Genomic DNA, 13,774 nt, shown 5'->3' on the forward strand with positions numbered 1-13,774 from the left:
GATAATCGCCCTGCCGTGTTTGTTCTTGTCTGCGTCGGGGTGGTTCTTCTGCCGCCCGCGGCGTCGCGGGGTCCGCGTTGCGGGCCTCCGATGGCGGTCCGGAGCCTTCGCTCCGGACTCCCCCGTGCTCATCCTCGTCCGCCTTCGGCTCCCTTCGGATTCCGCCGGGCGCCATCTAAACGGCCCGCAACACGGACCCCGCGCCACCACGTGCTGGGTCGGTGAGTGATCGGGAGGTCGCTGCACTCTCCATCAACTGCGCAGCATGCGCGTCACCACGCCGCTTACGCTGTGCGACGTCCAGTCCAGTTCGCCCAGATGCCAGTAGCGGATCGTGCCGCCGCGGTCGACCAGGTAGTTGGCGGGCAGGCCGGCGGCGTCCCATTTTTTGGAGGCGGTGCTGTTGCGGTCGTGCAGGACCGCGCCGGCGACGGGCCATTTTTTCAGGAAGGCGGTGATCTTGGCGGGGGACTCGCCCACGTTGACCGCGATGAGGCGCAGGCCTTCTTCGCGGTGGCGTTTGGCCATGGTGGACATGATGGGAATCTCGTCGCGGCAGGGGTCGCACCAGGTGGCCCAGAAGCTGACGATGACCACGTTGCCGCGCCAGGAAGAGAGCTTTCGTTCGCGGCCGGACAGGTCCGGCAGGACAAGGGGCGGGGTGGGAGCGGTCCACGGGGCCCAATCGGGACCGGTGGCGGTTTTCAAGGCGGAGTCGCTGGCGGCGCGGGCCCAGGCGGGCAGGGCCGCCAGCGACAGGCTGGTTTGCAGGAGACGGCGGCGGCTGATCAAGGCGGACTCCCGCAAGGAAGTGGCGGTCAGATGGCGATGGGTCTGGCGGTGATGCGGTAGCTGAAGCTGTCGGGATCGAGACTGTCCAGGCGGCCGGCGGCGGTTTCGCCGTTGGGATACATGAGGAACGGGATGGGGCCGTGCGCGGTGCCGGGCAGGACGACGTCGTGGCCGTGGTTGTAGGCGACCCAGTTCATTTCCCATGCGCCGAACAGCATGACGCGCGCGGCGCGGACCTTGGCGTCGGTAAGCGGGAGTTCACCGGGCGGTTCCTCGAGCATGACCTTGCGCACGTCGGCCGGGTCGACGGGAATCCAGCCGTAGCCGGCGGCGTAGAACTCGGCGCGGCAGTGCTGGGCGCGGGTGACGTCGCCGGCCTTGCCGAGGCTCTTGTAGCCGAGTTGCGAGTTGTCCACGCGCAGGCCGTAGGCGTCGCGCGCAGGGATGCCGGCGGCGCGCGCCAGTGCGACGAAGAGCGCGTTGATGTCGGCGCATTTGCCGTTCAGGTCGTTGGCGGTGAGCATGTAGCGCACGTCGCCGGTGCCGCAGCCGCGCGTGGACGCAGTGCGGCAGGTGTTTTCGACCACCCAGTCGTAGATGGCGCGGGCGCGCGCCAGGTCGCCCTGGTGGCCTTGGGTGATGCGCTCGGCGGTGGTTTTGACGATGCCGTCGGTGGGCAAGAGGGCGGTCGGTTGAAGGTATTCGCGCAGCGCGGCTGCGCTCTCGCGCGCGGCGTCGGCGGGAGGGGGCTGGGTCAGGTCGACGCGGCGGTTGCGCGTCTGGAAGCGGCTGGTCAGCGTGACGGTGCGGGGCGACTGCGCGTCGGGCCATTGGACGGCGAGCATCTGGACGTCGTAGCCGGGCGCGCGGGTCAGCGTGGCGACGCCGCCGCCGCTGGCCTGCCAGGTGTTCTGCACGCCGCGCTGGTAGGACGTGTCGGTGGCATAGGGCACGGGCAGCCAGATTCGGGTGTGGGCGGCGGGGTCGGTGATGCTGACGGCGGTGGTCAGTTCGTAGGTGCGCCACGCGGTGGCGACCGGGGTCTGCTGGGCGCGCGCGGCGTGCGGCAGCACGGCGGTGGCGGCCGTGGCGGTGCACGCGGCGCCCGAGAAACGGAGAAAGTGTCGGCGATCCATGAAGCCCCCACGCACGGTGAAGATTGGCTATCGGTGCGCCCGTGGCCGGGCGGCCGTCCGTTGCTGCATGCGATCGATCATAGGGCCAATCGCGGGGGCGGTGCTATCCTTTTTCGATTGTTTCCACGGAGATAGAGATGACCCAGGATGTTGCGTCCTCGAACGTGCCGCGCCTGACCTCGTTGTCGCATGGCGGCGGCTGTGGCTGCAAGATCGCGCCGGGCGTGCTGTCGGCGCTGCTGGCGCGGTTCGGTCCCGCGGCCAGTTATCCGAACCTGCTGGTGGGCACCGAAACCGCCGACGATGCGGCGGTGTATCGGCTGAACGATGCGCAGGCGCTTATCGCCACGACGGACTTCTTCATGCCCATCGTGGACGACCCCTTCGACTTTGGCCGCATCGCCGCCACCAACGCCCTGTCGGATGTGTACGCGATGGGCGGTACGCCGATCATGGCGCTGGCGATCGTGGGCATGCCGATCAACGTGCTGCCGCACAGCGTCATCGCTGAAATCCTGAAGGGCGGCGAATCGGTGTGCGCGGATGCGGGCATTCCGGTGGCCGGGGGGCACAGCATCGATTCGGTCGAACCCATCTATGGCCTGGCCGCGATGGGATTGGTGCACCCGGACAAGATCAAGCGCAACGCCGACGCGCGCGCGGGCGATGTGCTGATCCTGGGCAAGGGCCTGGGCGTGGGCATCCTGTCGGCGGCACTGAAGAAGAACCGGCTCGACGTGGACGGCTATCGGGTGATGATCGACACGACGACGCGGCTCAATCGCCCCGGCCCCGCGCTCGCCGCGCTGGACGGTGTGCACGCAATCACCGACGTGACGGGTTTTGGGTTGTTGGGCCATGCGCTGGAGATGGCGCGCGGCGCCAAGCTGACGGCCCGCGTGCGGCTGGCGGCGCTGCCGTGGCTGCCGGGCGTGCAGGAATTTGCCGCCGACGGCGTGATCACGGGGGCCTCGGGCCGGAACTGGGCGTCGTATGGCGAATCCGTGCGTATGGGGACAGGGGTTTCGGACACGCAGCGGGCGTTGCTGACCGATCCACAGACCTCGGGCGGCCTGCTGGTGTCGTGCGCGCCGGACGCGGCCGATGCGGTGCTCAAGATCTTCCATGAGCAGGGCTTCGATCAGGCTGCCGTGATCGGCGAGATGACCGCTGGCGAACCGCAGGTCGTGGTGGACTGACCGGCGAATCGCGCGGCCGCCTCGCATGCGCGGCCGCGCCGCTTGGTTTGCTGCAACGCGCGGCCGTGGCGGCGCGTGATTTCAATCGGGCAGATCGCGCGCGGTCGCGGCTGCCTGTTCCACCAGCCATTGCGTGACGACGTCCGCGTCGGGCGTGCTGCGGCGCGCATTGCGCACCAGCCAGTAGGCGTGTTCGGTGGCGCAGGCCTTCGGGCTGCCCACGACCTCCAGCCGCCTGTCCGCCAGCATGGGCGCGATCAACGCCAGCCGTCCCAGCGCGATGCCGTGTCCCGCCAGCGCCGCGTGCACGATCTGATCGTACTGATTGAAGCGCAGCATGCCCTTGGCGCGCACGCGCCCCAGCCCGCGCGCGCTCAGCCATTCCGGCCATTGCAGCCACGGACGCGTGGGATCGTCGAACTCCAGCAGGACGTGGCGCGCCAGTTCGCGGGCGTCCAGTTCGCGGGCCTTGAGCGAAGGATGCGCCACGGGCACCACCGATTCCCCAAAGAGCCACAGGGCGCCGTCGGGCACCGTATTGCGCTCGCTGTAGCGGATGGCGATGTCGACGGCTTCGCGGTCGATATCGATCAGCCGGTTGTCGGCGGCCACGCGCACATCGATGTCCGGATGCGCCGCCTGAAAGTCGCCCAGCCGGGGCAGCAGCCACAACGAGGCCACGCCGATGGTGGTGGTGACCGTGACGGGCGTGCGCCGCTCGGGCGCGCGCAGTTGCTCGGTCAGATCGCCCAGCTGGCTCAGCCAGACGTCCGCCATGCGAAAGAGCTGCGCGCCCTCGGCGGTGAAGGTGACGCTGCGAAACCCCCGCACCAGCAGCGGCACGCCCAGGTGCGCTTCCAGCGCGCGGATCTGGCGGCTGACGGCCGACTGCGTGACGTGCAGGTCTTGGGCGGCGAGCGTGATGCTCATGCGCCGGCCGACGGCGACGAAGCCGCGGACGAGATCAAGCGGAGGCAGTTTCGCTAAGGGGTATGGCATTCGTAAAACTCATGCGTATCGGGCGGAAATGTCGCTTGAGCAATAGTACGCCGGGGCGTCCAATATGACTCAGACGTTGGGTGACCGGGACAAAATCCCGGCCGCCCACCGCGATAGCCGCTGCCGCGGCCAGGAGGTACGCCATGATCCAGTTATGTTGCACTGCGGGAATGTCATTCCGTTTGGCCGGCGGCTCGACTATGCTGCTCAAGCGCGCCTCGGGCGTTCGCATCGTGTGTCACGCCGGCGCCTTGTGGATATCCGAATACCGCCGCTTCGACGACAGCGTGCTTCAAGCGGGCCAGACCCTGACCGTGGATAGCGATCGCGACGTCGTCATCAGCGGCCTGCCGGATGCGCAGGTCGCGCTACTTTCCCTGGGGGGGCGGCAGGTGCAGTGTGCCGCCGCTTCGCCTTGCCATGCAGGCCAACTGGAGTTCCTGTGATGACCGCGTCCTTGCCCGATACGCCCCGGATCGAAATGTGGTTCGATTTCGCCAGCCCCTACAGCTATCTGGCAATCGAGCGCATTGATGCGCTGGCCCAGGAAGCGGGCGTCGAGGTCGATCTGCGGCCTTTCCTCTTGGGGCCGATCTTTCAGGCGCAGGGCTGGAACGACACGCCGTTCCGGTTGTTCCCCGGCAAGGGCGCGTACATGATGCGCGACATTGCGCGGCTGGCCGACAAGTACGGCGTGGTCTACAACCGGCCGCGCATGTTCCCGCGCATGAGCGTGCTGCCGGCGCGCATCGCGCTCTTGGGCGAGGACGAGCCGTGGGGCCGCGATTTCTGCGTGGCGGTGTTCCGGGCGAACTTCCAGCACGACCTGGATATCCAGGCCGAGGACGTGGTGCACGAGCTGCTCTCGGGCCTGTCGCTGGATGCCGACGCGCTCATCGCCCGCGCCAAGACCGAAGGCGCCAAGGAGGCGCTGCGCAAGCGCGTGGACCGCGCGCGCAACCTGGGACTGTTCGGCGCGCCCACCTTCTTCGTGGAGGGCGAAATGTTCTGGGGCAACGACCGTCTGGAAGATGCGCTGGAATGGACCCGCCGCACCGCGCCCGCCAGCGCCTGGTCGCCGCGGCAGCCTCGCTAGGGCAGGCGCTCCGTTCCGCCACGGCCGTCATCCACGCACCGCAAGATTTCTCGTCAACGCTTCATCAGCAATGAAAAACGCAAGCAGCGCCTATCGCGGCGCGCCCATGCCGGGCGGCCGCTCGTTCACGCAATTTCGCGCCGCCCGCATCCGGCGGGTGTCCTTTCAGTGGAAACAGGCCGACCGGGCCGCGGTGCAGGACGACACCCTGCCCAGCGGCAGCGGCCGCGGCCGTGGCAACCTGCGCTAGCCCTTGGTCACCGGTCCGACGTTCGCCCACTCTTCATCGGAATAGAGCCGTGAGCGCAAGAGAAAGCGCTTGCCCTCGGCGCTGTCCAGCGAAAAGGCGCCGCCGCGTCCCGGCACGGCATCGATGACCAGCTGGGTGTGCTCCCAGTACGCGAACTGGTCCTCGCCGATCCAGAACGGGCAGCCTTCCAGGTCGCCCAACAGGACGTCCGAGCCGCCGACCATGAACTCGCCTTGCGGATAGCACATGGGCGAGCTGCCGTCGCAGCAGCCGCCGGACTGGTGGAACATCAGCGGACCGTGCTTGGCCCGCAGGGTGTCGATCAGGTGGCGCGCCTCGTCGGTCGCCACCACGCGTGGCGTGTGCTCTGCCATGGCTGGATTCCTTGCAGGCGCGCCGGGGCAGGCCCGGCGCGCAGGACAGGCCGCGGCAAGCGGCCCGGGGTTGGTGAATCAAGCTTGGCGGATCAGAAGAACCCCAGCTTCTTGGGCGAATAGCTCACCAGCAGGTTCTTCGTCTGCTGGTAGTGGTTGAGCATCATCTTGTGGTTCTCGCGTCCGATGCCCGATTGCTTGTAGCCGCCAAATGCCGCGTGCGCCGGATAGGCGTGATAGCAGTTGGTCCACACCCGGCCCGCCTTGATCGCGCGGCCCATGCGGTAGCACGTGTTGGCGTCGCGCGACCACACGCCGGCGCCCAGGCCATAGAGCGTGTCGTTCGCCAGCGCCAGCGCGTCGTCCGCATCCTTGAACGTGGTGACCGCCACGACCGGCCCGAAGATTTCTTCCTGGAACACGCGCATCTTGTTGTGGCCCTTGAACACCGTGGGCTGCACGTAGTAGCCGCTTTCCAGCGCGCCTTGCATCTGCGCCCGCGAGCCCCCGGCCAGCACGTCCGCGCCTTCCTGCTTGCCGATGTCCAGGTACGAAAGGATCTTCTCGAGCTGTTCGGTGGAGGCCTGCGCGCCGATCATGGTGTCGGCGTCCAGCGGGTTGCCCTGCTTGATCTCGGCCACGCGCTTCAGCGCGCGTTCCATGAACTTGTCGTAGAGCGATTCCTGGATCAGCGCGCGGCTGGGGCACGTGCACACTTCGCCCTGGTTCAGCGCGAACATGACGAAGCCCTCGATCGCCTTGTCCAGAAAGTCATCGTCCTGCGCGGCCACGTCGGCAAAGAAGATGTTGGGGGACTTGCCGCCCAGTTCCAGCGTGACCGGAATGATGTTCTGCGACGCGTACTGCATGATGAGGCGGCCGGTGGTGGTTTCGCCGGTGAAGGCGATCTTGGCGATGCGCTTGTTTGAGGCAAGCGGTTTGCCGGCTTCCAGGCCGAAGCCGGTCACCACGTTCACGACGCCCGGGGGCAGGATGTCGCCGACCAGTTCCATCAGCAGCAGGATGCCCAGCGGCGTCTGTTCGGCGGGTTTCAACACCACGCAATTGCCCGCCGCCAGCGCGGGTGCAAGCTTCCAGGCGGCCATCAGGATGGGGAAGTTCCACGGGATGATCTGTCCGACCACGCCCAGCGGTTCGTTGAAGTGGTAGGCCACCGTGTCTTGATCGATCTCGGATAGCCCGCCTTCCTGGCTGCGGATGCACGAGGCAAAGTAGCGGAAGTGGTCGATGGCCAGGGGAATGTCGGCCGCGCGGGCCTCGCGGATGGGCTTGCCGTTGTCCCAGGTTTCCGCCGTGGCCAGACGTTCCAGATTGGCTTCCATCACGTCCGCAATTTTCATGAGCATGCGGGCGCGCTCGGCGGCCGGGGTCGCACCCCATTTGGGCGCGGCGCGGTGCGCGGCATCCAGCGCCAGTTCGATGTCGCGCTCTTTCGAGCGCGCGTGGCGGGTCAGGGTCTGGCCCGTGACCGGGGTGACGTTGTCGAAGTATTCGCCATCCGCGGGCGACTGCCATTTGCCGTCGATGAAGTTGTCGTACTGCGTCCTGAGGTCCAGGCGGGTGCCATAGGTCTGCGGGGTAACGCGGGTCGCGATGTCCATGCTTGTCTCCGTATCGTTGGGATGGCGGCAGTGGGCTGCCTGTCCTGCATCAAGCAAAACGCATGCCAGTCGGGGCATCCCGGCTGGACAGCCCGTCCCACGCGTGCGAAAGTAGTTTTTCCGCCTTCAGTGTCGCAATCTGCGACGTTGTCGCGAAACAGGTGTCGCAGCACAGGCGTCGCAGAACGCCGCTCCCAGGAGACATACATGGCCTCTTACTCCCGTCGGCAGACGCTGACGCAGGCACGGCTGCTTTTTAACCAGCAGGGCGCGGTGCCGGGCGGCATGGTTGCCGAACCGATCCTGCGTTCCTGGCGCCGCTGCGCCGACCTGGGCTTTGACATGCGCGGCGTGCGCCGCGCCGAACTCATGACGCAGGGCGAACTGCGCGAAGCGCAGCAGCGAAACGAAGCGCTGCGCCGCATGTCCGAACCCGCCATCGCCTATCTGCGCCACCAGGCGGGCGGCAGCGGCAACCTGGTCATCCTGTCGGACGCGCAGGGCCTGGTGCTGGACTCGGACGGCGACACGGGCTTCGCGCATCGCGCCTCGCGCGTGGCCCTGATGCCGGGCGCGCCCTGGGACGAGGCCGCCGCCGGCACCAACGCCATCGGCACCGCGCTCGTCGAAGGCCGTCCCATTGCCGTGCATGGCGCGGAACACTATTTCGAACCCAATCGCATCCTGACCTGCGCGGCCGTGCCCATCACGGACAGCGAAGGCCGCACCGTGGGCGTGCTGGATCTGTCCAGCCAGGCCCGCGACGTGCGTCCGGATGTGCTGGCGCTGGTGCGCGGGGCGGTGGACCGCATCGAACACCAACTGTTCGAAGGCGCCTATGAACAATGCACGGTGCTGCGCCTGCATGCCGACCTGGCGGGGCTGGGTCAGCCTGGCGAAGCGCTGCTCGCATTCCAGGGCGACCTGCTGGTCGGCGCCAACCGCCGTGCGCTGCACGCGCTGGGGCTGGCGGCCACCGCGCTGGGCGTGTACCGCTACGCGGATGTGTTCGACGGCGATATCGGACGTGGCCCGGATGCCGCGGGCCGCGTGCACACGCGGACTGGCGCGGTCTATCACGCGCGCCTGCGCATGCCGCGCACGCGCCCGCCGCAACCCCCCGCCACCCCGGCGCTGCGTGCCCCCGGCGCCGCCGCCAAGACGCCCGCGCCCAGCTTTGACGCCGCCACGCTAGGGGCCCTGGCGCGCGCCGTGCACCTGGCGGACGCGGGCGTGTCGATTCTGCTGCAGGGCGAAACCGGCGTGGGCAAGGAAGTGTTCGCGCGGCAGATCCATGCGCGCGGCCAGCGGGCCGCCGGTCCCTTCGTGGCGGTGAACTGCGCCGCCCTGCCCGAGAGCCTGATCGAATCGGAACTCTTCGGCTACGAAGAAGGCGCCTTCACCGGTGCGCGCCGCCAGGGCAGCAAGGGCCTGTTGCGGCAGGCGCATGGCGGCGTGCTGTTCCTGGACGAGATCGGCGACATGCCGCTCCTTCTGCAATCGCGCCTGTTGCGCGTGCTGCAGACGCGCGAGGTCTCGCCCTTGGGCGCGGCGCGGCCCATCCCGGTGGATTTCACGCTGGTGTGCGCGACGCATCGGCCGCTTGCGCATGAAGGTCCGGACGCGCCGGTGCGGCCCGACCTGTACTTTCGCATCGCCGAATACACCGTCACGCTGGAGCCCTTGCGCGCGCGGGCGGACCGCCTGGAATTGCTGCGCGACCTGTGGGCGGCGCAGGGCGCCGGTCCAGCGCTGCCGCCCGCCATCGAAGCCGTCCTCGCGGCGTATTCGTGGCCGGGCAACTACCGTCAACTGGCGTCGGTGCTGCGCACCCTGCATGTGCTGGCCGGGCCGGCGGGCAGGGTGGACGCCGACATGCTGCCAGCGGAATTGCGCGGTGCAGCGAGCGCGGCGAAGCGGGAGATACCCGCGCCGGGCGCCGCAACGTCAACGCCCGCGCCGGCCGGTGCGGCCGCCGACCTGCACGCCATGACCGATGCCGCCATCCGCAGCGCCCTTGAGGCGCACGGCGGCAGCGTCAGCCGTGCGGCGCGCGCGCTGGGCGTGCACCGCAGCACGGTGTACCGGCGCGCTTCCGCATTGGGGCTGGCGCGGCCGAAATAACCGCTGCCAGCGCCCTGCCTTTACCCGATCAGACGCGCCAGCTCGGCGCCCGGGTCCTTGGCGCGCATGAACGCTTCGCCCACCAAAAAGGCATCGACCTTGTGGTCGCGCATCAGCTTCACGTCTTCCGGCTTGAGGATGCCGCTTTCGGTCACGACGCGCTTGCCGGCGGGGATGCGCGGCAGCAGGTCCAGCGTGGTCTGCAGGCTGGTCTCGAACGTGCGCAGGTTGCGGTTGTTGATGCCCAGGAGCGGCGTCTTGAGCGTGAGCGCAACGTCCAGTTCCTGCGCGTCGTGCACTTCAACCAGCACGTCCATGCCCAGCTCGATGGCCAGCGTTTCGTAATCGCGCAATTGCGAGGGCGTAAGGGCGGCCACGATCAGCAGCACGCAGTCGGCGCCCATCGCGCGCGCGGCGACGATCTGGTAGGGGTCGATCACGAAGTCCTTGCGCAGCACCGGCAGCGCGCACGCGGCCCGCGCCTGGCGCAGGTGGTCGTGCGAACCCTGGAAGAACTGCACGTCCGTCAGCACGGACAGGCAGGCCGCGCCATGCACGGCGTAGGTGGCCGCGATCTCGGCGGGCGCGAAGCCCTCGCGGATGACGCCCTTGGAGGGCGAGGCTTTCTTGATTTCAGCGATGACGCCGGCCTTGCCCTGCGAAATCTTGTCTTCGATGGCTTGGGCGAAACCGCGCACGTCCTGGCGCGCCTGCGCTTCGCGCAGGACTTCGGCTTCGCTGCGCATCTGGCGGGCGGCGGCGACTTCCTCGGCCTTGACGGCGAGGATCTTCGCAAGAATATCGTTCATTTCTGGAATGTCCGGGTGTATGCGCAGAATTCTTCCAGCTTGGCTCGCGCCGCGCCGGTGGAAATTAGTTCAAATGCTAGCGCTAAGGCTTCGGGAATGGAATCGGCTTTGTTGCCGGCATAGATGGCGAGGCCGGCGTTCAGGGCCACGATGTCACGGGCCGCGCCCTCGACATTTTCCAGCGCCTCTATGACAAGCTCGCGCGACTGCTCGCGATTGGACACCTTGATGCTCCGGTTGGACATCATGGATAGCCCGTAGTCCTCGGGGTGGATCTCGTATTCACGGACCACGCCGTCCTTCAGTTCGCCGACCATCGTGGCCCCGCCCAGCGAGGCCTCATCCATGCCGTCCTTGCCGTGCACGACCAGCACATGACGCGAGCCCAGGCGTTCCAGCACGCGGACCTGGATACCCACGAGGTCAGGGTGGAACACGCCCATCAGCTGATTGGCGGCGCCGGCCGGGTTGGTCAGCGGGCCCAGGATGTTGAAGATCGTGCGCACGCCCAGTTCCTTGCGGACGGCGGCCACGTTCTTCATCGCACCGTGGTGGGCGGGGGCAAACATGAAGCCAATGCCGGTTTCCTGGATGCACTCGGCCACCTGTTCCGGGGTCAGTACCAGGTTGGCGCCCAGGGCCTCCAGCACGTCGGCGCTGCCGCTGGACGACGAGGCGCTGCGGTTGCCGTGCTTGGCAATCGGCACGCCGGCCGCGGCCGCGACGAACATCGCGGTCGTGGAAATGTTGAACGTGTGGCTGCCGTCGCCGCCGGTGCCGCACATGTCCAGCAGGTCGTTCGGATTGGGCGTGACCACGGGCGTGGCAAATTCGCGCATGACCTGCGCCGCCGCGGTGATCTCGCCAATGGTTTCCTTCTTGACGCGCAGGCCCATCAGGAGCGCGCTGGCGATCTGCGGCGACATCTCGCCGCGCATCAGCATGCGCATCAGATGCAGCATTTCGTCGTGGAAAATTTCGCGGTGTTCGATGCAGCGCGTCAGCGCTTCGGTGGGGGAAATCGTCACGGTGCGTCCTTCTTAGGCGAGGTTCAGGAAATTGCGCAGCAGGGCGTGGCCGTGCTCGCTCAGTACGGATTCGGGGTGGAACTGTACCCCGTACAGCGGCAGCGTCTTGTGCCGCACGCCCATGATGTCGCCGTCCGGCGCCGTGGCGGTGACAGCCAGGCAGTCCGGCAGCGTGGCCGGGTCAATCGTCAGCGAGTTGTAGCGGATGACAGTGTACGGCGTCGGCAGGCCTTCAAAGATGTCAGTGCCCGTGTGCGAAAGCTGAATCGTCTTGCCGTGCATGATCTGCTGCGCGCGCACGATGTTGCCGCCAAAGGCCGCGCCGATGGCCTGGTGGCCCAGGCACACGCCCAGAATGGGCTTCTTGCCGGCATAGGCCTGGATCAGCGGCACCGAGATACCCGCCTCGGCCGGCGAGCAGGGGCCGGGCGACACGCAGATCTGGTCGGGGTTCAGCGCGGCAACCTCTTCCAGTGTGATCTGGTCGTTGCGCGCCACGCGCACGTCCACGCCGAGTTCGCCAAAGTACTGCACCAGGTTGTAGGTAAAGGAATCGTAGTTGTCGATCATCAACAGCATTTTTTTCTCCTCGGGGCCGCCTTGCGGCCCGGGCGGTAAATCGGTTCGGCCGGGAGGGCTCAGATGGGTTCGTCCAGGCCGTGCTGCACCTGCTCGGCGGCGCGCAGCACGGCGCGCGCCTTGGCTTCCGTCTCGGCCCATTCGGCTTCGGGGTTCGAATCGGCCACGATGCCGGCGGCGGCCTGCACGTACAGCGTGCCGTCCTTGATGACGCCGGTGCGGATGGCAATCGCCACGTCCATCTCGCCGCCGTAGCTCAGGTAGCCGGCCGCGCCGCCGTAGATGCCGCGGCGCACGGGTTCCAGTTCGTCGATGATCTTCATGGCCTCGACCTTCGGCGCGCCGGTCAGGGTGCCGGCCGGGAACGAAGCGCGCAGCACGTCCATGCTGCTCATGCCAGGATTAAGGGTGCCGGTCACGTTGGACACCAGGTGCATTACGTGCGAGTAACGCTCGATCACCATGGTGTCGCTGACCTTCACCGAGCCCACCTGCGCGACGCGGCCCACGTCGTTGCGCGCCAGGTCGATCAGCATGACGTGTTCGGCGATCTCCTTCGGGTCGGCGCGCAGTTCGGCCGCCAGCGCCGCATCTTCTTCCGGGGTGCCGCCGCGCTTGCGCGTGCCCGCCAGCGGACGAATCGTGATCTGCGACTTCGGTTCGCCGTTTTCCACCGTGCGCTCCTGACGCACCAGGATCTCGGGCGACGCGCCCACGACCTGGAAGTCGCCGAAGTTCCAGAAGTACATGTAGGGGGAGGGGTTGAGCGACCGCAAGGCGCGGTAGAGGGAAAGCGGGGAGTCGCGGAAGGGCTTGGCGATGACCTGGCCGATCTGGACCTGCATCAGGTCGCCGGCGGCGATATGTTCCTTGGCGCGCAGGACGGCCGCCAGGTAGTCCTCTTTCTTGAAATCGCGCCGTTCCTCGGTCTGCATGCTGGCGTGGCTGTACGGAATTTCCACGGGACGTCGCAGGCGCGCGCGCAGGTCGGTCAGGCGCTGCTGCGCGCGGCTGTAGGCCTCGGGCTGGCTCGGGTCGGCGTAGACCATCAGGTAGATGCGGCCGGCCAGGTTGTCGACGATGACCAGTTCGTCCACGTGCATCAGCATCAGGTCGGGCGTGCCGCCTTCCATGCCCGCCGGGAACGGCTTGACCGCGGGGCCCAGGCAGGGCTCGATGTGACGCACGGTGTCGTAGCCGAAGTAACCGGCCAGGCCGCCGCAAAAGCGCGGCATGCCGGGACGCAGCGCGACCTTGAAGCGGCTCTGGTATTGCTCGATGAACGCCAGCGGATCGCCGTCGTGGGTTTCGGCGACCTTGCCGTCGTGCAGCACTTCGGTGCGCGTGCCGCTGGCACGGATCACGGTGCGCGCCGGCAGGCCGATGAACGAATAGCGGCCGAAGCGCTCGCCGCCCACCACGGATTCCATCAGGCAGGTCATGCGGCCGGCCAGGGGGCCGGCGTGCGCCAGCTTCAGGTAGATGCCCAGCGGCGTGTCCAGGTCGGCGTAGGTCTCGGCCACCAGCGGAATGCGGTTGTAGCCTTGTGCCGCAAGGGCCTTGAATTCGATTTCGGTCATGTCGGGTCTCGTAAGCGGTGTCTGCTTTCGGACCGGGCACGCAACAAAAAACCCGGTCCAGTTGACTGGTTCCGGGTTGGGCTCTGTTTACACAGTGTCGGCGCTAGGCGGCAAGGTCGCGTCTAGGGCCGGGAAGGGAATCATCGCCACCCGGAAGACAAACGCCACCAACGCCACGAGGCGCCG

General features: G+C 67.7%; 14 protein-coding genes. 5 read left to right on the top strand and 9 right to left on the bottom strand.

Features of this window, described 5'->3' with window-relative positions; genetic code table 11:
- Positions 1-252 precede the first annotated feature (252 nt).
- Both H4P35_RS01670 and H4P35_RS01675 read right to left on the bottom strand, forming a co-directional pair.
- Positions 253-792, bottom strand: a complete 540-nt coding sequence (locus tag H4P35_RS01670) for a TlpA disulfide reductase family protein (RefSeq protein ID WP_226847799.1) — start codon at positions 790-792, stop codon at positions 253-255.
- A gap of 26 nt (positions 793-818) precedes the next feature.
- On the bottom strand, positions 819-1,928 hold the full coding sequence (locus tag H4P35_RS01675) for a transglutaminase-like domain-containing protein (RefSeq protein WP_226847800.1): 1,110 nt from the start codon (positions 1,926-1,928) through the stop codon (positions 819-821).
- Positions 1,929-2,065: 137 nt separating this feature from the next.
- On the opposite strand from H4P35_RS01675, the gene selD reads away from it, so the two are divergent.
- The gene (gene selD, locus H4P35_RS01680; protein WP_226847801.1) at positions 2,066-3,127 is read left to right on the top strand and encodes a selenide, water dikinase SelD; all 1,062 of its coding nucleotides are present in this window, start codon (positions 2,066-2,068) and stop codon (positions 3,125-3,127) included.
- A gap of 81 nt (positions 3,128-3,208) precedes the next feature.
- On the opposite strand, the gene H4P35_RS01685 is transcribed toward selD, so the two are convergent.
- Positions 3,209-4,126, bottom strand: a complete 918-nt coding sequence (locus tag H4P35_RS01685; protein WP_056319294.1) for a LysR substrate-binding domain-containing protein — start codon at positions 4,124-4,126, stop codon at positions 3,209-3,211.
- 170 nt (positions 4,127-4,296) lie between these two features.
- Between H4P35_RS01685 and H4P35_RS01690 the strand changes: the two genes are divergently transcribed.
- The 3 genes from H4P35_RS01690 to H4P35_RS01700 all read left to right on the top strand — a co-directional run bounded on the left by H4P35_RS01690 (position 4,297) and on the right by H4P35_RS01700 (position 5,472).
- On the top strand, positions 4,297-4,572 hold the full coding sequence (locus tag H4P35_RS01690) for a DUF2917 domain-containing protein (RefSeq protein WP_056319478.1): 276 nt from the start codon (positions 4,297-4,299) through the stop codon (positions 4,570-4,572).
- Positions 4,572-5,222: a 2-hydroxychromene-2-carboxylate isomerase gene (locus H4P35_RS01695; protein ID WP_226847802.1), complete on the top strand. Its 651-nt coding sequence runs from the start codon at positions 4,572-4,574 to the stop codon at positions 5,220-5,222. The genes H4P35_RS01690 and H4P35_RS01695 overlap by 1 nt, the downstream gene beginning before the upstream one ends.
- A gap of 70 nt (positions 5,223-5,292) precedes the next feature.
- A complete protein-coding gene (locus H4P35_RS01700; protein WP_179690848.1) occupies positions 5,293-5,472 on the top strand; it encodes a hypothetical protein in 180 nt (59 codons plus the stop codon).
- On the opposite strand, the gene H4P35_RS01705 is transcribed toward H4P35_RS01700, so the two are convergent.
- Positions 5,469-5,846 (bottom strand): DUF779 domain-containing protein, encoded by a 378-nt coding sequence (locus H4P35_RS01705; protein ID WP_056319287.1) that lies wholly within the window; start codon positions 5,844-5,846, stop codon positions 5,469-5,471. The genes H4P35_RS01700 and H4P35_RS01705 overlap by 4 nt on opposite strands.
- A 92-nt stretch (positions 5,847-5,938) precedes the next feature.
- Positions 5,939-7,468 (bottom strand): aldehyde dehydrogenase, encoded by a 1,530-nt coding sequence (gene adh / locus H4P35_RS01710; protein ID WP_180099537.1) that lies wholly within the window; start codon positions 7,466-7,468, stop codon positions 5,939-5,941.
- Between the two features lie 207 nt (positions 7,469-7,675).
- Between adh and H4P35_RS01715 the strand changes: the two genes are divergently transcribed.
- The gene (locus tag H4P35_RS01715) at positions 7,676-9,592 is read left to right on the top strand and encodes a sigma-54-dependent Fis family transcriptional regulator (RefSeq protein WP_226847803.1); all 1,917 of its coding nucleotides are present in this window, start codon (positions 7,676-7,678) and stop codon (positions 9,590-9,592) included.
- A gap of 20 nt (positions 9,593-9,612) precedes the next feature.
- On the opposite strand, the gene trpC is transcribed toward H4P35_RS01715, so the two are convergent.
- From trpC to trpE, 4 genes are read right to left on the bottom strand one after another with little or no spacing between them, the layout of a single operon-like run.
- On the bottom strand, positions 9,613-10,401 hold the full coding sequence (gene trpC / locus H4P35_RS01720; RefSeq protein ID WP_062840097.1) for an indole-3-glycerol phosphate synthase TrpC: 789 nt from the start codon (positions 10,399-10,401) through the stop codon (positions 9,613-9,615).
- Positions 10,398-11,429 carry an anthranilate phosphoribosyltransferase gene (gene trpD, locus H4P35_RS01725; RefSeq protein WP_152383227.1) on the bottom strand — a complete coding sequence of 344 codons (1,032 nt, stop codon included), beginning with the start codon at positions 11,427-11,429 and terminating at the stop codon, positions 10,398-10,400. Before trpD ends, trpC begins: the two co-directional genes overlap by 4 nt.
- Positions 11,430-11,441: 12 nt before the next feature.
- Positions 11,442-12,008 (bottom strand): aminodeoxychorismate/anthranilate synthase component II, encoded by a 567-nt coding sequence (locus H4P35_RS01730; RefSeq protein ID WP_152383228.1) that lies wholly within the window; start codon positions 12,006-12,008, stop codon positions 11,442-11,444.
- Positions 12,009-12,067: 59 nt separating this feature from the next.
- Positions 12,068-13,588: an anthranilate synthase component I gene (gene trpE / locus H4P35_RS01735; protein ID WP_056319273.1), complete on the bottom strand. Its 1,521-nt coding sequence runs from the start codon at positions 13,586-13,588 to the stop codon at positions 12,068-12,070.
- Positions 13,589-13,774: the final 186 nt, after the last annotated feature.

This window comes from Achromobacter sp. 77, from assembly GCF_020541125.1.
GTDB lineage: Bacteria > Pseudomonadota > Gammaproteobacteria > Burkholderiales > Burkholderiaceae_B > Achromobacter > Achromobacter mucicolens.